Source organism: Serratia plymuthica NBRC 102599 (assembly GCF_001590925.1).
Lineage (GTDB): Bacteria > Pseudomonadota > Gammaproteobacteria > Enterobacterales > Enterobacteriaceae > Serratia > Serratia plymuthica.
The window spans coordinates 89,125-109,001 of the sequence record NZ_BCTU01000003.1 but is presented as its reverse complement, the minus strand read 5'-3'; the positions used below and the strand labels follow the sequence as shown (position 1 = coordinate 109,001).

The 19,877-nt window shown below is 58.8% G+C and carries 13 protein-coding genes; 10 read left to right on the top strand and 3 right to left on the bottom strand.

The features are described from left to right. Nucleotides 1-10 precede the first annotated feature (10 nt). The 3 genes from SPL01S_RS02445 to SPL01S_RS02435 all read right to left on the bottom strand — a co-directional run bounded on the left by SPL01S_RS02445 (nt 11) and on the right by SPL01S_RS02435 (nt 3,892). The gene (locus tag SPL01S_RS02445; protein WP_063197396.1) at nt 11-799 is read right to left on the bottom strand and encodes a MurR/RpiR family transcriptional regulator; all 789 of its coding nucleotides are present in this window, start codon (nt 797-799) and stop codon (nt 11-13) included. A 155-nt stretch (nt 800-954) separates the two neighbouring features. Next, complete coding sequence (locus SPL01S_RS02440) at nt 955-2,313, bottom strand: 6-phospho-alpha-glucosidase (RefSeq protein WP_063197394.1); 1,359 nt, start codon at nt 2,311-2,313, stop codon at nt 955-957. 13 nt (nt 2,314-2,326) lie between these two features. After that, nucleotides 2,327-3,892 (bottom strand): PTS transporter subunit EIIC, encoded by a 1,566-nt coding sequence (locus tag SPL01S_RS02435; protein ID WP_063197392.1) that lies wholly within the window; start codon nt 3,890-3,892, stop codon nt 2,327-2,329. Nucleotides 3,893-4,184: 292 nt separating this feature from the next. On the opposite strand from SPL01S_RS02435, the gene SPL01S_RS02430 reads away from it, so the two are divergent. The 10 genes from SPL01S_RS02430 (at nt 4,185) to bamB (ending at nt 19,862) form a co-directional block, all read left to right on the top strand. Beyond that, nucleotides 4,185-9,176, top strand: a complete 4,992-nt coding sequence (locus SPL01S_RS02430) for an alpha-2-macroglobulin family protein (RefSeq protein WP_063197390.1) — start codon at nt 4,185-4,187, stop codon at nt 9,174-9,176. Between the two features lie 61 nt (nt 9,177-9,237). Further along, complete coding sequence (gene pbpC / locus SPL01S_RS02425; protein WP_063197388.1) at nt 9,238-11,562, top strand: peptidoglycan glycosyltransferase PbpC; 2,325 nt, start codon at nt 9,238-9,240, stop codon at nt 11,560-11,562. 182 nt (nt 11,563-11,744) lie between these two features. Continuing rightward, on the top strand, nt 11,745-12,170 hold the full coding sequence (gene ndk / locus SPL01S_RS02420; RefSeq protein WP_004952077.1) for a nucleoside-diphosphate kinase: 426 nt from the start codon (nt 11,745-11,747) through the stop codon (nt 12,168-12,170). Between the two features lie 279 nt (nt 12,171-12,449). After that, nucleotides 12,450-13,646 carry a dual-specificity RNA methyltransferase RlmN gene (rlmN, locus tag SPL01S_RS02415; RefSeq protein ID WP_004952075.1) on the top strand — a complete coding sequence of 399 codons (1,197 nt, stop codon included), beginning with the start codon at nt 12,450-12,452 and terminating at the stop codon, nt 13,644-13,646. A gap of 87 nt (nt 13,647-13,733) precedes the next feature. Beyond that, nucleotides 13,734-14,480 (top strand): type IV pilus biogenesis/stability protein PilW, encoded by a 747-nt coding sequence (gene pilW, locus SPL01S_RS02410; protein ID WP_006327320.1) that lies wholly within the window; start codon nt 13,734-13,736, stop codon nt 14,478-14,480. Then, nucleotides 14,470-15,453 (top strand): cytoskeleton protein RodZ, encoded by a 984-nt coding sequence (gene rodZ, locus SPL01S_RS02405; RefSeq protein WP_063197386.1) that lies wholly within the window; start codon nt 14,470-14,472, stop codon nt 15,451-15,453. Before pilW ends, rodZ begins: the two co-directional genes overlap by 11 nt. Before the next feature lie 46 nt (nt 15,454-15,499). Continuing rightward, a complete protein-coding gene (gene ispG / locus SPL01S_RS02400; protein ID WP_004952070.1) occupies nt 15,500-16,621 on the top strand; it encodes a flavodoxin-dependent (E)-4-hydroxy-3-methylbut-2-enyl-diphosphate synthase in 1,122 nt (373 codons plus the stop codon). A 139-nt stretch (nt 16,622-16,760) separates the two neighbouring features. Next, nucleotides 16,761-18,035 (top strand): histidine--tRNA ligase, encoded by a 1,275-nt coding sequence (gene hisS / locus SPL01S_RS02395; protein WP_063197384.1) that lies wholly within the window; start codon nt 16,761-16,763, stop codon nt 18,033-18,035. A 13-nt stretch (nt 18,036-18,048) separates the two neighbouring features. Next, on the top strand, nt 18,049-18,669 hold the full coding sequence (locus SPL01S_RS02390) for a YfgM family protein (protein WP_063197382.1): 621 nt from the start codon (nt 18,049-18,051) through the stop codon (nt 18,667-18,669). A gap of 11 nt (nt 18,670-18,680) precedes the next feature. Beyond that, nucleotides 18,681-19,862 carry an outer membrane protein assembly factor BamB gene (gene bamB, locus SPL01S_RS02385; protein WP_004952064.1) on the top strand — a complete coding sequence of 394 codons (1,182 nt, stop codon included), beginning with the start codon at nt 18,681-18,683 and terminating at the stop codon, nt 19,860-19,862. The last annotated feature ends 15 nt before the right edge of the window (nt 19,863-19,877 follow it).

The following is a 19,877-nucleotide window of genomic DNA, read 5'->3' as shown; positions in this document are numbered from 1 at the left end:
CCTTCTCTTGCTACCGTGCGGCACGCAGCCCGCCGGTAGCGCTCAACAGCAATAAATCCATCAGCATCACCAGGTTCGATTCGAACGAGGTTATCTCACCGGCATCGACCGCCGCGTCATTGGCGTCGTCGTACAACGGAAAGTGAATATCCGCCAACGGCGCTAACGGGTTGATGGAGGCTCGGGTAAAAGCCACCACTTTCATACCTATGTTGCGCGCGATGCGCGTCTTGTCCAGTACCTGCTCGGTCTTCCCGCTGCGTGAAATCACGATCAGCACCCGGTATTTAGGCGCGTTGTTGAGGAAAATACCGCGGCTGTCGCCGCCGCCGGAGACAAAGGCGCTTTTACCGAGGATCTGCAGCTTCTTTTCCAGATATTCGGCAAACAGATGTGAAAAGCCGGTGCCGTACAGGTAAAAACTTTCTTCCTGCTGCAACAGGTCGCTAAATGCGGCGATTTTCTCTGCGCTGACGTAGGCAAAGGTTCGCTGGTAGTTGGCGATAAACTGTTGAAACGCCGCCGGCAGATTGCCGGGCGAAGGGGTGGTGAGCACCAGCGTTGGATTATCGCTCAGCAGCTGTTTGATGGTGAACAGCAGCTCGCTGTAGCCGCTGAACCCCAGTTTGTGACATAAACGCATCACGGTAGCGGTGGAGACAAAGGTTTCGCGCGCCAGCTCGCGCACGGTGAGTTTGCCAACCTGCAGGGCATGGTCGGCGATAAAGGCCAGCACCCGGTATTCGGCGCGGGTGAGATCCTCGCCGCGTTGCAGCAAAGAAGCCAGACGGTTATCCAAGAAATATGCCTCCGGTGGCAAGCGTTGCCTTATCCTAGGGGGCGCAGGGCGGCGATTCAATGCAAAAGAGAGCGGCCAGCCCCGAAAGGCCGGCCGGGTACTGCAATGGGCGCCGGAAAACCACTGAATCACACTAAAGGGCTACCGGGCACAAATTATTGTGCGATGCCTTCTTTATAGGCTTGCGCCAACTGCGGCCAATAATCCTGATTGGCGGCTATCATATCGTCCAAAATCGCTTTGGCATGCTGCATGGTTGGCACGGTACGGTTGAGAGTGAACGCTTGCAGCGCCTTCTCATAGCTGCCTTCCAGCGTCGCCTCCACCAGCAACTGTTCGCAGGCCAGTTGTTGTTCAATCAGCCCTTTGTAGAACAGCGGAATTTTACCGACCGTTACCGCTTCCGGGCCGTTAGCCGTGATGTAGGCCGGCACTTCCACCATGGCATCGTAAGGCAGGTTGGCGATGGCACCGCGATTTTCAACGATCACCAAATGGCGCTGACGCAGATCAAAAGCCAGCGAGCGTGTCACGTCGACAATAAACGAGCCGTGCACGCCAACGTGGAAAGCATCGGGTAGAATGCCGGTTTTTTTGTACTCGGCCGCTGCGGCAAACAGCTTTTTCTCGCGGCCGTCCATCACTTCGTTGGCGCGGGTATAGCCCGGATTTTGATGTTCCACGATCTGATTTGGCATCAGGTAATACTGCATATAAGGGTTTGGCAGGTATTCCGGGAAGTGGTCCATCAGCGGCTTGATGTTGCGCCAGGTTTTGACCCAGGAAGGATCGGAATGCTGCGGATCGGTGGCTGCCGCGTCTTCGGTCAGCAGGCCAAACCTGGCGATGTGCTCGCGCAGCTGCGGCAGGCGATCGACGCCGTCGACCAGCACCTGAGTGAACCAACCAAAGTGGTTCAAACCAAAGTAATTTACGGTCACCGCTTCGCGATCGACCCCCAGCACCGCCGCTATATTGCGCATCGCCGCCACCGGCATGTCGCAGATGTTCAGCACTCGCGCCTGCGGACGCAGACGGCGCACCCCTTCGGCCACGATCGCCGCCGGATTGGAGTAGTTGACGATCCAGGCGTTGTCCGCATGGCGCTCGACCAGGTCGATCAGTTCAACCATCGGCAAAATGGTGCGAAGCCCGTACGCCAGCCCGCCGGGCCCGCAGGTTTCCTGGCCCACCACGCCGTGGCGCAGCGGAATTTTCTCATCCTGTTCGCGCATGTTGTACTGGCCGACGCGCATTTGCGCGAACACGAAGTGGGCGTGGCTGAATGCCACCTCCGGGTCGGTGGTGACCGTCAGTTTGATGCTCTGACTGTGATCGCGGATCACCTTCTCCACCACCGGGGCGATGATGTCCTGCCGCTCGCCGTCAATGTCGTACAGGCGGATCTCCGCCAGCGGAAAATCAGCGAGACGTACCATCAGGCTTTTAACGATGCCCGGCGTGTAAGTGCTGCCGCCACCGGCAATGGCGAGAATGAACGGGGGTTTGGTCATGGTAATTCTCCTGTTAAAGCGCGGTTTCGACCGCTTCACGCATTTTCTTGACGTGCAACCCATACACCACCTGCACATTGTTGCCGGAGCGAATGACGCCCTTGGCACCGGTGGTTTTTAGCTGTTGCTCATTGATGGTTGAGATATCGCGAACCCTGACCCGCAGGCGGGTATAGCAGTTGTCCACCCCCTCGATATTTTGTTTGCCCCCCAGCCCGGCGATGATGACATGGCCGATACTGTCACCCGTGGCTGGCGGTGCGGCGGTGGGGGCTTTGCCTTGGTAATCGGCTTTGGAATACAGCCGGGTTTCCGTTTCATCGCTTTCGCGGCCGGGGGTTTTGAGATCGAACCTCAGGATCAGGAAACGGAACAGCAGGAAATACAGCGCCGCCATAATCAACCCGACCAGGATGTACATCGGCCAATTGGATTTTTCGATGCCGAGCGGCAGGTTATACAACACAAAATCAATCACCCCGTTGGCACCGATGGCATGCACGCCGAACAGGTAAAACAGCATCATGCCGACCCCGGCCAGCACCGCATGCACGCCGAACAGCAGCGGGGCGACGAACAGGAACGAAAACTCCAGCGGTTCGGTAACGCCGAGCAGGAAGGACGTGAAAGCCGCCGGGATCAGGATCGCCTTGGCGGCATTTTTGCGTTCCGGTTTGGCAGTGACATACATAGCCAGCGCCGCGGCGGTCAGGCCAAACATTTTGCTGATGCCGCGTGCGTCCCACACCACCGTCGGGCTGAGCTGCTTCACGCTGTGGCAAGCCATTTCAGCGAAGTAGATATTGCGCGCCCCCTGATAGGCGGTGCCGCAAACGTCCTGCGTGCCGCCCAGTTCGGTGTACAGGAAAGGCGTATAGACCAGGTGATGCAGGCCGGTCGGGATCAAAATGCGTTCCAGAAAGCCGTAAACCAGCACGCCAAACGCCCCGGCGCCGTGAATCGCGTAGGCCAGATGGGTAATGCCTTGTTGGGCGTACGGCCACAGATAGCTGAGAGCAAAACCCAACGCAATAGCCAGTGGGATCGCCAGAATGGTGACGAAGCAGTGGCCGGAATAGATCGCCATCACTCCGTTAAACTGCACGCCGGAGTAGCGGTTATAGAGATAGCCCGCCACGCCGCCAATCAGAATGCCGGCGAACACGCCCATCTCCAGCACCTGCACGCCCAGCACCATGCCCTGGCCGGCCGCGCGCATCTGTTCTGCCGGCACCAGTTTGCCGTGCAGCTGCAAGGTGATATTCATGGCATTGATAAAAATGATAAAGGTCACCAGACCGATCAGCGCCGCGTAGCCCTTATCGCGCTGCGCCAGCCCAATGGGAATGCCGACGGCAAACACCAGCGCCAGGTTGGCCAGAATGGCGACGGCAGAACGGGAAACCAACTGACCAAAGTCTTGCACCAACGGGTGATTCAGCAGGGGGATATAGCCCGCCAGATTGCCGTTGCCAAACAGGTTGCCGAGGGCGATAAACAGCCCGACGATCGGCAGAATCAATACCGGTCCGTACAGCGACTTGCCAAAATCCTGCAGCACGTTAACTGCTCTGTTCATTGCATGCCCTCATTATTGCTATTCGTATCGGGGGTCAATCGGGTTGAATCTGATGCTAGCAGCGCCGTGATTGCTTATCTATCTATCCTATTGTTTTAAAAACAAATAACTCTAATGGTAACAAGTAACGTTACGCAGTGTGATCGGCGTAACAGTTCTTTGCATAGCGCTTCGCCATTACGCTCGACACAGATTGAAATGTTTCACGGCTTGGGGAGCAGCGCTGCTATTATTCATCCATATCCGGATATTGCGCCGACAAGTCGCGCAAACGCTGCCAGGGAGTTAAACGATGAAACCATGCCGTTCAGGGGCATTCGCGTCAGGCAAGAAACTTTGTCAGGGGATCGCATTGGCGGGGGGCTTGCTGCTGCTGGTCGCCTGCGATGATGGCGGTCAAAAAACAGCCGTGGCGCAAGCCGATGGGCCGACGAACAGCGCCACGCAGGCGAAACGGCCGGATGCCGCCGCACTGGCGGTGCTGGCGAAACGCGACGCAGGCAAGCCGCTGGCGTTGCTGGATGCTTCCGAACTGCAACTCGATGGCGCCAGCGCTATGGTGCTGACGTTTTCTCTGCCGCTGGATCCGAATCAGGATTTCGCCGCGCGGGTGCACCTGGTCGACAGCGTCAGCGGTAAAATCGACGGTGCCTGGGAGCTGTCGGATAACCTGATGGAGCTGCGGCTGCGTCATCTGCAACCCAACCGCAAGCTGGTGCTGACCGTTGAAGGCGGCCTGAAAGCGGTCAACGGCGCCGAACTGGGCCAACAACAGCAACAAACCCTCGCCACCCGCGATATTAAACCCAGCGTCGGCTTTGCCGGCAAAGGCTCGCTGCTGCCGACCAAGCTGGCGCAGGGGTTACCGGTAATGGCGCTGAACGTCGACAACGTGGACGTTAACTTCTTCCGGGTGAAGGCCGATGCCTTACCGGCGTTCCTGGCCAACTGGGAATATCGCAACGCGCTTTCCAGCTGGGAGTCGGAAGAGCTGTTGAAAATGGCCGACCTGGTTTACAGCGGCCGTTTCGATCTCAACCCGCAACGTAATACCCGCGAACGCCTGCTGTTGCCGCTGAACGGCATCGAGGCATTGCAGCAGCCCGGCGTTTATTTGGCGGTGATGCAGCAGGCCGGTCATTACGGTTACACCAATCCGGCGACCTTGTTCACTCTCAGCGATATCGGCGTTTCGCTGCACAGCTATCACGATCGTCTGGATATCTTTACCCAGGGCTTGGAAGGCGGCGCGGCGCTAAGCGCGGTTGAGTTGCGCCTGCTGGATGAAAAAGGCCAAACCCTGGCCCAGGGCACGACCGATAAGCAAGGGCATGCTCAACTGGCGAAAAACAGCAAGGCGCGCTTGTTGCTGGCCACCCAACAGGGCCAGACCAGCATGATAGATCTCTCGACGCCGGCGCTGGACCTGGCCGAGTTTGATATCGCCGGGCCGGAAGGCTACAGCAAACAGTTCTTCGCCTTTGGCCCGCGCGATCTGTATCGGCCGGGCGAAACGCTGATCGTCAACGCTTTGCTGCGCGATGCCGACGGCAAGCCGCTGCCGGCCCAACCGGTGAAGGTGGATATCGTCAAGCCGGACGATCAGGTGGCACGTAGCTTTGTCTGGCAGCCGCAGGACGGTTTGTATCAATACCAGTATCAAATCCCCGAGGGCGGGCCGACCGGCAACTGGTCGCTGCGCTTTAATCTGGGGGACAACCAGCCGCGGCTTTACGGCTTCAAGGTAGAGGATTTCCTGCCGGAGCGCATGGCGCTCGACATCACCGCACAGAAAACCCCGCTGCACCCCGACGCGCAACTGGTGTTTGACGTCACTGGCCGCTATCTGTACGGTGCGCCGGCTTCCGGCAATCGCCTGCAAGGACAGGTGTTCCTGCGGCCCCAGCGTGAGGCGGTCAGCAGCCTGCCGGGTTATGAATTTGGCTCGGTGACGGAAGAGAGCCTGTCACGCAATATGGACGAGTTCGATCAGGCGCTGGACAGTGCGGGCAAGGCGCAGGTGGCGGTAGACAGCAGTTGGGCCGAGGTGAAATCCCCGCTGAAAGCGATCCTGCAGGCCAGCCTGCTGGAATCCGGCGGCCGCCCGGTAACGCGTCGCGCCGAACAGGCGATCTGGCCTGCCGATGCGCTGCCCGGCATTCGGCCGTTGTTCAACAAACAACAGATTTATGACTACCGCAGCGACAGCTATCAGGCTCAACCGGTCGTGGATGAAAACACCCAGGCCGGCTTTGATATCGTTTACGCCAATGCCGCCGGGGAGAAGCTGGCGGCCAGCGGGCTGAAGGCCCGGCTGGTGCGTGAGCGCCGCGACTATTACTGGCAATGGTCGGAAGGGGAAGGCTGGCAGTCGCTGTATGACAAGAAAGATCTGCCGCTGGCGGAACAGACTTTGGATATTGCCGCCAACGGCAGCGCCAAGGTGAGTTTCCCGGTGGAATGGGGCGCGTATCGCATTGAAGTGGTGGATCCGCAGAGCAACCTGATCACCAGCCTGCGATTCTGGGCAGGGTACAGCTGGCAAGACAACACCAACGGCAGCGGCGCGGTGCGGCCGGACCAGGTGAAGCTGAAGCTGGACAAGCCGGCCTATAAGCCGGGCGAAAAAGTAAAACTGCATATTGAAGCGCCGGCCGCCGGCAAGGGGTATTTGCTGGTGGAATCCAGCGATGGCCCGCTGTGGTGGCAGGAGCTGGCGGTGCCGGCCGGCGGTGCCGATGTCGAGGTGCCGATTAACCAGGACTGGAAGCGCCACGATCTGTATCTCAGCGCGCTGGTGATCCGCCCTGGTGACAAACAGCAGCAGTCGACGCCGAAGCGGGCGGTGGGCCTGTTGCATCTGCCGCTGGTGGACGAAGGGCGCAAACTGGCGCTAACGCTGGAGGCGCCGCAGCGTATGCGGCCGAATCAGACGCTGACGGTGAAGGTCAAGGCGGCCCATAGCGAAGGCAAACCGCCGCAGCAAATCAACGTACTGCTCTCCGCCGTGGACAGCGGCATTCTCAATATTACCGACTACGCGACGCCGGACCCGTATCAGGCATTCTTTGGCCGCAAGCGCTACAGCGCCGATCAATACGATGTTTACGGGCAGTTGATTGAGGGGAAAGGGCGCCTGGCCAACCTGCGTTACGGCGGTGACGGCGACGAAGAAGATGCGTTGTCGCGCGGCGGTAAAAAACCTATTACCACGGTGACCATCGTGGCCCAACAGGCGCAGCCGGTTAAGCTGGACGCCAAGGGCGAGGGCGAGATCCAGATCGCCATTCCGGATTTTAACGGCGAACTGCGGCTGATGGCGCAAGCGTGGAGCGACGAAGACTTCGGCAAGGCGGAGGCCAAAACCCTGGTTGCCGCGCCAGTGGTGGCAGAGCTGGCGACGCCGCGTTTCCTGGCCGGGGGCGACAGCACCCAGTTGGCATTGGACGTCAGCAATCTGTCCGGCCAGCCGCAGACGCTGACGGTGAAATTGGCCGCCAGCGGATTGGTGGCGCTGCAAGGTGCGGGTGAACAACAGGTCAGCCTGGCAAACGGCGAACGCACTACGCTGCAGATACCGGTGCAGGCGCTGGTGGGCTTTGGCCAGGGTGAGGTGGCGCTGAGTGTCAGCGGCCTGACGCTGCCGGGTGAAACGTTGAAAGATTATCAGCATACCTGGAAGATTGGCGTGCGGCCGGCTTACCCGGCGCAAACCCGCCAGTTCGCCAGCGTGATCCGCGCCGGTGAAAGTTGGAGCCTGCCGGCCGATGCCGCCGCCGGCCTGGTGCCGACAACCCTGGAGGGGCAATGGCTGTTAACCAGCAGGCCGCCGATTAATCTGGCGCGTTATATCAGCGAGCTTTACGCCTATCCGTACGGTTGCCTGGAACAAACGACCAGCGGGCTTTATCCGTCGCTGTATACCAACCGGGCGCAACTGAGCGCATTGGGCATCAAAACCGGCAGTGATGAAAACCGCCGCAGCAGCATCGATGCCGGCATCGAGCACTTGCTCAGCATGCAGCGCTTTAACGGCGGTTTTGGCCTGTGGAACCGCGACAGCCAGGAAGAGTTCTGGTTGACCGCCTACGCCACAGACTTCCTGTTCCGCGCCAGCGAGCAGAATTACAGCGTACCGGCCGATGCATTGACCGCAGCCAATAACCGCCTGCAGCGCTATTTACAGGACCGCAGCCAGATCGACGTCGCCTATACCCCGTTCCCTGATCACACCCGTTTTGCGGTGCAGGCTTATGCCGGGTTGGTGCTGGCGCGTCAACAGCAGGCACCGCTTGGCGCACTGCGGCAGCTGTACGAACGCCGTGCCGACGCTCGCTCAGGTTTGCCGCTGGTGCAGCTTGGCGTCGCGCTGAAGTTGATGGGGGATATGCCGCGCGCCAATCAGGCGATCGAACAAGGGTTGGCGACACAACGCAACGCCAAGGATTATTGGCTGGAAGATTACGGCAGCCCGCTGCGTGACGATGCGATGATCCTGGCGCTGCTGACCGAAAACAATCTGCTGCCGGCGGTACGCGACCAGCGTTTGCTGTCGCTGTCCGAGCGGCTTAACGGCGAGCGTTATCTGTCCACGCAGGAGAGCAATGCCCTGTTCCTGGCGGCGCGTAACCTGATCGGCAGTGCTGAAACGCCGTGGCAGGCGCAAACGGCGCAGGGCAAGACGCTGTCCGGCAGCCAGGCACTGACGCAAAGCTTGTCCGCCGAGCAGGTGGTCGCGGGGCTGCAATTCACCAATACCGGCAGCGGTACGCTGTACAGCCGCGCCGATCTGGTCGGTTACCCTGAACAGGCGCCGCAGCCGCAGAGCAACGTGCTGAACATTCGCCGTGAATTCCTGGGATTGGACGGCAAACCTGTGGATCTGACCCAGTTGAAAAGCGGACAGCTGATTCTGGTGCATCTGGATGTCTGGGCCGATAACGCGGTGCCGGACGCGCTGGTCGTCGATCTGCTGCCGGCCGGCCTGGAGCTGGAAAACCAGAATCTGGGGGACAGCAGCGCCAGCTTGGGCGAAAGCGCCAGCAGCGTGACCGAGCTGTTACAGGACATGCAGCAGGCCGATATCAAGCACCAGGAGTTCCGCGACGATCGCTACGTGGCGGCGGTGAATATCGACGGCTACCGTCATACCACGCTGCTGTATCTGGCGCGGGCGGTGACGCCGGGTGCCTATCTGGTGCCGGCGCCGCAGGTCGAGTCGATGTATGTGCCCGCCTGGCGTGCATTGGGCGCTACGCCGCCGCGACTTGAGATTGCCCGATGACCTACCCTGTCCCGCCCCGGAGGTTTAGCCGGTGGCGGGGCAAGGGAGCGATGCTTTTCTTATGACTCTCTTCCTCGCCCATTTGCGCCGCCGCGGGTTAATTTGGCTGCTGGTGATTTTACTGCCGCCCGCTTTGCTGTGGCTGGCGGACCGGCTGTGGCCGTTGCCGCTGAAGGATGCCGAGATGGCCCGAGTGGTGGTGGCGGAAGACGGCACGCCGCTGTGGCGCTATGCCGACGGCGACGGCGTGTGGCGTTACCCGGTGACGTTGCAGCAGGTGTCGCCCTATTATCTGCAAGCGTTGCTGACCTATGAGGACCGCTGGTTTTATCGGCATCCCGGTATCAACCCGCTGGCGCTGGCTCGCGCCGCCTGGCAGGACCTGCGCAATGGGCAGATTGTTTCCGGCGGCAGCACGTTGTCGATGCAGGTGGCGCGCCTTATCGATCCCCATCCGCGCACGCTGGGTGGCAAATTACGGCAGGTGTGGCGTACCGCACAGCTGGAATGGCATTTATCTAAGGATCAAATCCTCGAAATCTACCTTAACCGGGCACCCTATGGCGGCACGTTGCAGGGGATTGGCGCGGCAAGTTGGACCTATCTGGGCAAACCGCCTTCGGCACTCACGCGTGGAGAAGCGGCCTTGCTGGCGGTATTGCCGCAAGCGCCGAGCCGTTTGCGGCCGGATCGTTATCCGGAACGGGCGCAGGCCGCACGGGACAAGGTGCTGGAGCGGCTGGCGTATTACCGCGTTTGGCCGGTGCGGCAGGTGAATGAAATTCGTCAGGAAGCCTTGTGGCTGGCACCGCGTCAGGTGCCGCAGCTAGCGCCGTTGCTGGCGCGGCGCATGACGCAGGGTAACCGTAGCCAGGTCGTAACGACCACGCTGGACGCCACGTTACAGCGGCGGCTTGAAGAACTGGCGCGCGGCTGGAAGAGCCAACTGCCGGAAAAAACCTCGGTTGGCGTGCTGGTGGTCGATCACACCAACATGAAGGTGCGCGCCTACCTGGGGTCGTTGGATTTTAATGACAACGGCCGTTTTGGTCATGTTGATATGGTGGCGGCATGGCGTTCGCCGGGATCGACGCTCAAACCCTTTTTGTATGGGCTGGCGCTGGACGATGGGCTGATCCACGCTGAATCGCTGTTGCAGGATGTGCCGCGTCGCTTCGGCGATTACCGGCCCGGCAATTTTGATACCGGCTTTCACGGTCCGGTCAGCGCCAGCGAGGCACTGGCGCGCTCGCTCAATCTGCCGGCGGTGCAGCTGCTGGAGGCTTACGGTCCAAAACGCTTTGCCGCCAATTTACGCAACGTAGGCGTGGAGCTGCGGCTGCCGGCCCACGCCGAACCGAGCCTGGCGTTGATTCTGGGCGGAGCCGGCGCGCGGTTGGATCAGTTGGTCGCCGGGTTCAGCGCATTGGCCCGGCAAGGCAAAGTGGCGCCGCTGCGTTTTACGCCTCGGCAAGGGCTTTACGATCGCCAGTTGCTGTCGCCGGGCGCAGCCTGGATTGTGCGGCGCATATTGGCGGGAGAAGCGCGCCCGTTACCGGATGACGTGCTGCCTGCCAGCGTGCCGCTGGCGTGGAAAACCGGCACCAGTTACGGCTACCGCGACGCCTGGGCGATTGGCGTTAACGCCCGTTACACGCTGGGCATATGGGTTGGGCGGCCGGACGGCACGCCGGTGGCCGGGCAGTTCGGTTTCGCCACGGCGGTACCGCTGCTAAACCAGGTCAATAATTTGCTGCTGACCTCTTTGCGACAGCGCGGGCAAGGGATCCCGACCGATCCGCGCCCGGCGAGCGTCAGCCGCGCGGAGATCTGCTGGCCCGGTGGGCAGCCGCTTGCCGTCGGGGACAGTAACTGCCGCCAGCGGCGCCTGAGCTGGATCCTCGACGGAACCCTGCCGCCGACGCTGTCTGCACCGGGCCAGGAAAGCGCGTTGGGTAGCCAACCCCTGGTGTGGCTGAACGCTCGCGGGCTGCGCGTGGCGGCGGATTGCCCGGGGGCTGTGGCGCATCGTTTGGCGCTGTGGCCAACGCCGCTGGAGCCGTGGTTGCCGCCGGCGGAACGCCGTGCCCAACGTTTGCCGGCCGTCGATCCGCTGTGCCCGCCTTTGCCACAGCAAGAGGTGCCGCCGCTGCTGATGCTGGGCATACGCGACGGCGCGATACTGCGTCGCCTGCCGGGTAAAAATGCGCTTGATTTGCGAGTTAGCGCCCAGGGAGGCAGCGGGCAGCGCTGGTGGTTCCTGAACGGCCAGTTGGTGGGGGAAGGGGAGTCGCTGTTGCAGACGCTGACGCAGCCGGGCCGCTACCAGCTCAGTCTGCTGGATGAGAGTGGCCAGGTGGCGCTACGCGGTTTTAGCCTCGATTAAGCCGTTTTTTCACCTTCGGCCCGCAGGGCGCACAGTGAAGAATGAAGATAATAATTTTTAATGAAATGTTGATTTTCCCGTAGGCAAGCGTTAACGGCGCACATATAATCTGCGCCACTTAAGAAGGCCGGCACGCGTTTAATTGCAGACCGGTCAGTTTTGGAAGCCATATAGAGGCCATCATGACCGTAGAACGTACCTTTTCCATTATCAAACCAAATGCTGTAGCCAATAACGACATCGGCGCAATCTACGCTCGTTTCGAGCGTGCCGGTTTCAAAATCATCGCATCCAAAATGCTGCGTCTGACTCGCGAACAAGCCGAAGGCTTCTACGCTGAGCACAAAGGCCGCCCATTCTTCGACGGTCTGGTTGAGTTCATGACTTCAGGCCCAATCGTGGTTCAGGTTCTGGAAGCTGAAAACGCAGTACAGCGCAACCGTGACATCATGGGCGCAACCAACCCGGACAACGCACTGGCAGGCACCCTGCGTGCTGACTACGCGGACAGCTTCACGGCCAACGCCGTGCACGGTTCTGACGCAGTAGAATCTGCCCAGCGCGAAATCGCTTACTTCTTCAACGAAAGCGAAATCTGCCCACGCTAATACCGGCTGTCTTTCAATCCGCAGCATGTGGGCTGCAACTTGAAATCCATAAGGTATTCTGTGTTGTGGGTTGCAGAGGCTCGATGAGCATTCACCGGCTGAAACAATAAAAATGCCCTGAATGCCTTTCAGTCGTGGCAACCCGCTACTAAAATTTGTACAATGCCGCGCCCCTGATGAGTCGTCTTGTCAGGGGCGCGTTTTTCAGTGCGATTTAAACGCACACTTACTTTCCATTCTTTAGCGCCATAACGTGTAACAACGAGGCCAGAGATCATCATGTTAGAACCCATCACGTCCGAGCACATCGTGTCTGAAAATAATTCGCTGACTACTCAATCCGTTAACGCGGAAACCCCGGCTGCGGCCAAAATTAACCTGCTGGATTTGAACCGTCAGCAAATGCGTGAATTCTTCGCCAAAATGGGCGAAAAACCTTTCCGCGCCGATCAGGTCATGAAGTGGATATACCACTATTGCTGCGATGATTTTGAGCAGATGACCGATATTAACAAGGTACTGCGCAACAAACTGCAGAGCGTCGCCGAAATTCGCGCGCCGGAAGTGGCAGAAGAACAGCGTTCAGCCGATGGCACCATTAAATGGGCGATCACGGTAGGCGATCAGCAGGTCGAAACCGTGTTCATTCCGGACGGCGATCGCGCGACCCTGTGCGTGTCATCCCAGGTGGGTTGTGCGCTGGAGTGCAAATTCTGTTCGACCGCTCAGCAGGGCTTTAACCGTAACCTGCGCGTGTCGGAAATCATTGGCCAGGTGTGGCGCGCGGCGAAAATCATCGGCGCACTGAAAGTCACCGGCGAACGCCCGATCACCAACGTGGTGATGATGGGCATGGGGGAGCCGCTGCTCAACCTGAACAACGTCGTGCCGGCGATGGAAATCATGCTGGACGACTTCGGTTTCGGCTTGTCTAAACGCCGCGTTACCCTGTCTACTTCCGGCGTCGTGCCGGCGCTGGACAAATTGGGCGATATGATTGACGTTGCGCTGGCGATCTCGCTGCACGCGCCGAACGACAAGATCCGCGATGAAATCGTGCCGATCAACCGCAAATACAATATCGAGACCTTCCTGGCAGCGGTACGCCGCTACCTGGAAAAATCCAACGCCAATCAGGGCCGGGTTACGGTCGAGTACGTGATGCTGGATCATATCAACGACAGCACCGACGATGCGCACCAGTTGGCGGAGGTTCTGAAAGACACGCCATGCAAGATCAACCTGATCCCATGGAACCCGTTCCCGGGGGCGCCGTATGGCCGCAGCTCCAACAGCCGCGTGGATCGTTTTTCCAAAGTGTTGATGGAATACGGCTTTACGACTATTGTTCGTAAAACCCGTGGTGATGATATCGATGCCGCCTGCGGGCAACTGGCAGGTGAAGTGATCGACCGTACCAAGCGTACCCTGAAAAAGAAAATGGCCGGGGAACCTATCAACGTGCGTGCGGTCTGAATCCTATAGCATGATTTTTTTGTTATCTAACAGTCTGTTATGTGAATAGACACCAAGGTGACATCAGATAAGGAAATGAATGCGGGCATGAAGCTGAATCTGTGGGGCATGGTGCTGGCGGCCGGTTTACTGGCCGGCTGTTCCGGTTCGTCACCGGAAAAAGACGCGCAACCTGAAGCGGGCCAGACGCGTTTGCAACTGGGGCTGGAATATCTTAAGCAGGGCGATTTGAACGCCGCGCGGCAGAATCTGGAAAAAGCGGCGGACGCTGCCCCACAGGATTACCGTACCCAATTGGGCATGGCGCTTTACGAGCAGCGGATTGGCGAGAATGGCGCGGCTGAACAACGTTATCAGCAGGCGCTCAAACTTGCGCCAAACAATGGCACCGTGCTGAATAATTACGGTGCGTTTCTCTGCAGTTTAGGGCAGTATGTACCGGCACAACAGCAGTTTAGCGCCGCGGCACTGGCACCGGATTATGGTCAGGTTGCCGACAGCCTGGAAAACGCAGGTTACTGTTTTCTCAAGGCCGGACAGAACGATGAAGCGCGCACCTTGTTAACGCGCGCCCTGAAGGTCGATCCGGACAAAGGCACTCCACTTTTGGTGGAGGCAGAAAAGCAATTTGGAGAAGGGAAGCGCGCTCAGTCGCAACTTTTATTGGATAGTTATCAACATGTTCTGCCGGCCAGTGCCGACAGCTTATGGTTACAGATTCGTTTCGCCGCGTTAGCAGGCCGCCAGGATAGCGTTCAACGCTATGGCAAGCAGCTAGCGCGAAGTTTTCCACAATCCAAACAGTACCAGCAGTTCTTAGCTAATGAATACTGAAGCCTCCCAAGATAAAACCGTATCCATGACGACAGGCCAACGTCTGCGTCAAGCCCGTGAAGAACTCGGGTTGAGTCAACAGGCCGTTGCAGAACGCCTGTGCCTCAAAATGTCTACCGTGCGCGACATAGAAGAAGACAATCTCTCCGCAGACCTTGCTTCGACCTTCGTGCGTGGTTATATCCGTTCCTACGCCAAGCTGGTGCGTTTGCCGGAAGATGAGCTGCTGCCGATGTTGGCCAAGCAGGCTCCGCTGAAGGTGGCAAAAGTCGCGCCCATGCAGAGCTTCTCGTTAGGCAAGCGTCGCAAAAAACGCGATGGCTGGCTGATGAGCTTCACCTGGCTGATTGTTTTCGTGGTAGTCGGGCTGACCGGCGCCTGGTGGTGGCAAAACCACAAGGCGCAGCAGGATGAGATCGCCACCATGGCCGATCAATCTTCCGCCCAGCTTTCGCAAAACAATGAAGGCCAATCCGTGCCGTTGACCGACAGCAATGCCGACAACAGCGCGCCTTTGGCTGACAATGGTTCAACGCCGGTAGATACCGGCGTTGCGCCTGCGCAACAGGCAGCACCGGCTCTGGCCGCAACCGGCAGTGAAACCGCGCAGCAACCTGCGGTGGTTTCGCCAAGCCAAGCTCCGCTCCCAGAGACCACGCCTGCGGCTCCGACGGCGCAAGCCCCGCTGCCGACCGGCGAAGCGGGCCTGGCTGCACCGGCCGAAGATCCTAACGCGCTGGTGATGAACTTCTCCTCCGACTGTTGGTTGCAGGTAAGCGACGCCAGCGGCAAGACGTTGTTCAGCGGCACCCAAAAGAGCGGCGGCAAGCTGAACCTGGCAGGCACCGCGCCGTATAAACTGACTATTGGCGCACCGGCCGCAGTACAGATTCAATATCAAGGTAAGCCGGTGGATTTAAGCCGGTTTGTTAAATCAAACCGTGTTGCTCGTCTGACCGTTGCCGCGCAGTAATTGCGCGGCCATTGTCTGAAGCCAGAGCAACAATGGAGAGTAAGTAATGCATAACCAAGCGCCCATCAACCGTCGAAAATCAACGCGAATTTACGTCGGCAAGGTGCCTATTGGTGATGGCGCGCCGATTGCCGTGCAGTCGATGACCAACACCCGTACCACCGATGTTGAAGCAACGGTTAATCAGATCAAAGCGCTGGAGCGCGTGGGCGTAGATATCGTCCGCGTTTCAGTTCCCACCATGGACGCCGCCGAGGCGTTCAAGCTGATCAAGCAGCAGGTTAACGTGCCGCTGGTCGCCGATATCCACTTCGATTACCGCATTGCGTTGCAGGTTGCCGAATACGGCGTGGATTGCCTGCGTATCAATCCGGGCAATATCGGCAACGAGTCGCGTATCCGCTCAGTCGTGGACTGCGCGCGCGATAAAAACATCCCGATTCGTATTGGGGTGAACGGCGGCTCGCTGGAAAAAGACATTCAGGAAAAATACGGCGAACCTACGCCGGAAGCACTGCTCGAATCGGCGATGCGCCATGTCGATATCCTCGATCGTCTCAACTTCGATCAGTTCAAGGTCAGCGTCAAAGCCTCCGACGTATTCCTGGCGGTGCAATCTTATCGCCTGTTGGCCGCGCGTATCGATCAACCGCTGCATTTGGGCATCACCGAAGCCGGCGGCATGCGCAGCGGTTCGGTGAAATCGGCGATTGGCCTGGGGCTGCTGCTGTCGGAAGGCATCGGCGATACCCTGCGTATTTCGCTGGCGGCCGATCCGGTGGAAGAAGTGAAAGTCGGTTTCGATATTCTGAAATCGCTGCGCATTCGCGCGCGCGGCATTAACTTCATCGCCTGCCCGACCTGTTCGCGTCAGGAGTTTGACGTGATAGGTACGGTGAACGCGCTTGAACAACGCCTGGAAGACATCATCACGCCGATGGACATCTCGATTATCGGTTGTGTGGTCAACGGGCCGGGCGAAGCGCTGGTTTCCACGCTGGGCGTGACCGGTGGCCATAACAAGAGCGGTTTTTACGAAGACGGCGTGCGCCAGAAAGAGCGTTTTGACAACGAGCAGATGATTGACCAACTGGAGGCGAAGATTCGCGCCAAGGCGTCGATGATGGATGAAAGCAATCGCATCTCGGTCAATCTGCTGGAAAAATAAGCGTTATCGCTACATGGCGGGCTGATTAGCCCGCTTGTTTATGAACCCGGGAGGCAGAAAGCGGCACCCGCGTTGAATACGGGGCGGCAAAGTCCCTATAATCGGGTTCATTTTTATAGACAACGGACAGAGAAATCACGTGGCAAAGAACATTCAAGCCATTCGCGGCATGAACGACTACCTGCCGGAAGATACGGCATTATGGCAGCGTATTGAAGGCACACTGAAGCAGGTGCTGGGCAGCTACGGTTACAGCGAAATCCGGTTGCCGATTGTAGAGCAGACCCCGTTATTCAAACGCGCGATCGGCGAAGTGACCGACGTCGTGGAAAAAGAGATGTATACCTTCGAGGATCGCAACGGCGAAAGCCTGACGCTGCGTCCGGAAGGGACGGCTGGCTGCGTTCGCGCCGGCATCGAACATGGTCTGCTGTACAATCAGGAACAGCGTCTGTGGTACATCGGCCCGATGTTCCGCTATGAGCGTCCGCAAAAAGGCCGCTATCGTCAGTTCAATCAGCTGGGTGTGGAAGTGTTCGGCCTGCAAGGCCCGGACATCGACGCCGAACTGATCCTGCTGACCGCCCGCTGGTGGAAAGCGCTGGGCATTTCCGAGCACGTGAATCTGGAGCTGAATTCAATCGGTTCTCTGGAAGCGCGCGCCAACTACCGCGATGCCCTGGTGGCGTTCCTGGAACAGCATAAAGACACGCTGGACGAAGATTGCAAACGCCGCATGTACAGCAACCCGCTGCGCGTACTGGACTCCAAAAATCCGGAAGTTCAGGCCTTGCTGAACGATGCACCGCGCCTGTCTGAGTATCTGGATGAAGAATCCAAAGCCCACTTCGACGGCCTGTGTGAACTTTTGTCTCAGGCAGGTATCCCATATACCATCAATGAGCGCCTGGTGCGCGGTCTGGACTACTACAACCGTACGGTATTCGAATGGGTGACCACCAGTCTGGGCGCTCAGGGTACGGTGTGTGCAGGCGGCCGTTACGATGGCTTGGTCGAGCAACTGGGCGGGCGTGCGACGCCGGCGGTCGGTTTCGCGATGGGTCTGGAGCGTCTGGTATTGCTGGTTCAGGAAGTTAATCCGGATTTCAAAGCCCCGGCGACCATTGACGTGTACGTTATCTCCTCCGGTGCAGGCGCCCAAAGCGCGGCGATGCAGTTGGCAGAAAACGTGCGCGATGCAGTACCACAGCTGAAATTAATGACCAACTACGGCGGCGGCAACTTTAAGAAACAGATCACCCGTGCGGACAAATGGGGCGCGCGCGTCGCTTTGATCCTCGGTGAGAACGAAGTCGCGGCACAGCAGGTGGTGGTTAAGGACCTGCGCAGTGGTGAACAAGAAACGCTGGCGCAAAGCGAAGTCGCAGTGCGTCTGGCAACGATGTTAGGTTAAGGAGAAGGACACCGTGGAAGTCTATACCACTGAAAACGAACAAGTCGACGCCGTGCGTCGGTTCTTTGCCGAAAACGGCAAAGCGCTGGCGGTGGGGGTGGTGCTCGGAATTGGTGCCCTGGTCGGCTGGCGTTTCTGGCAGAGCCACCAAAACTCCAACATGATGGCTGCGTCCCAATCCTATCAGGAAGCCAGCGATCGTCTGGCAGCCGGTAAGCCGGACGACGTGTCCGCTGCAGAGGCGTTTGCCAAGGCCAACAGCAATAGCTATGGCGTACTGGCCTCGCTGGAGTTGGCGAAACACTTTGTCGAGCAAAATGATTTTGCCAAGGCAGAGCAACAGCTGGTGCTGGCTCAGGGCCAGACCAAAGACGATAACCTGTTGGCGATGGTTAGCCTGCGTCTGGCGCGTGTCCAGTTGCAGGAGAAAAAGCTGGATGAAGCGCTGAAAACGCTGGATGGCGTGAAAGGCGAAGGTTGGGCGGCGATGGCGCAAGATGCACGCGGTGACGCGTTGCTGGCCAAAGGCGACACCAAAGGTGCGCGTGAGGCTTACAGCAAAGGCATTGAGTCCAACGCTTCTCAGGCGCTGCAGGTTTTGCTGCGCATGAAATTGAATAACTTGTCCAGCTAAGGGGAATTCCCATGCAATTGCGTAAAACACTCTTGGTCGGACTGGTTTCCGTCGCCTTGCTGAGTGGTTGCTCGCTGTTTAACAGTGAAGAAGACGTGGTTACCATGTCGCCGCTGCCAAAAGTTGAAAATCAGTTCACGCCGAACAAGGCGTGGAGCACCTCGGTAGGTGACGGTATCGGTGAGTTTTATTCTCACCTGCGTCCCGCTTTCCAGGACAGCACACTGTATGCTGCCGACCGTCACGGTATCGTGAAAGCGTTGGACGCCGACAGCGGTGACGAAAAGTGGAAGGTCGATCTTTCCGAGAAAACCGGCTTCTTCTCCAGCAACCTGCCGGCATTGCTGTCAGGTGGCCTGGCGGTCGCGGGCGATAAAGTTTACGTCGGCAGTGAAAAGGCGGTGGTTTACGCGCTGAATACCGCAGACGGTAAAGTGGCGTGGCAGACCAAGGTGGCCGGCGAAGCGATTTCTCGCCCGGTCATCAGCGACGGCATGGTGCTGATCCATACCTCCAACGGTTTGCTGCAGGCGCTGAACGAATCTGATGGCGCGGTGAAGTGGACGGTTAACCTGGACATGCCATCGCTGTCACTGCGCGGTGAGTCTGCTCCGGCCGTTGCCTTCGGCGCGGCGATTGTCGGCGGTGATAACGGCCGCGTCAGCGCAGTGCTGATGCAGCAGGGCCAGCTGATCTGGCAACAGCGTATTTCCCAGCCGAGCGGCGCGACCGAGATCGATCGCCTGAACGATGTGGACACGACGCCGGTGATTGTTGAAGGCGTTGTCTACGCATTAGGTTACAATGGCAACCTGACGGCGCTGGATCTGCGTTCCGGCCAGATCATGTGGAAGCGTGAACTGGGGTCCGTGAACGACTTCATCGTGGACGCGGGCCGCATCTACCTGATCGATCAGAACGATCGCGTGGTAGCGCTGAGCACCGAAGGTGGCGTAACAGTGTGGACGCAGAGCGATCTGCTGCACCGCAACCTGACTCCACCGGTGATGTATAATGGTTATCTGGTGACCGGGGATTCCGAAGGTTACCTGCACTGGATCAACACCACGGACGGCCGTTTTGTTGCCCAGCAGGAAGTGGATAGCTCCGGCTTCCTGTCTGCGCCGATGGTGGCTGGCGATAAGCTGGTTATTCAGGCCCGAGGCGGAAAAGTTTACGCTTTCACCCGCTAACGTTGCCGGTCATCG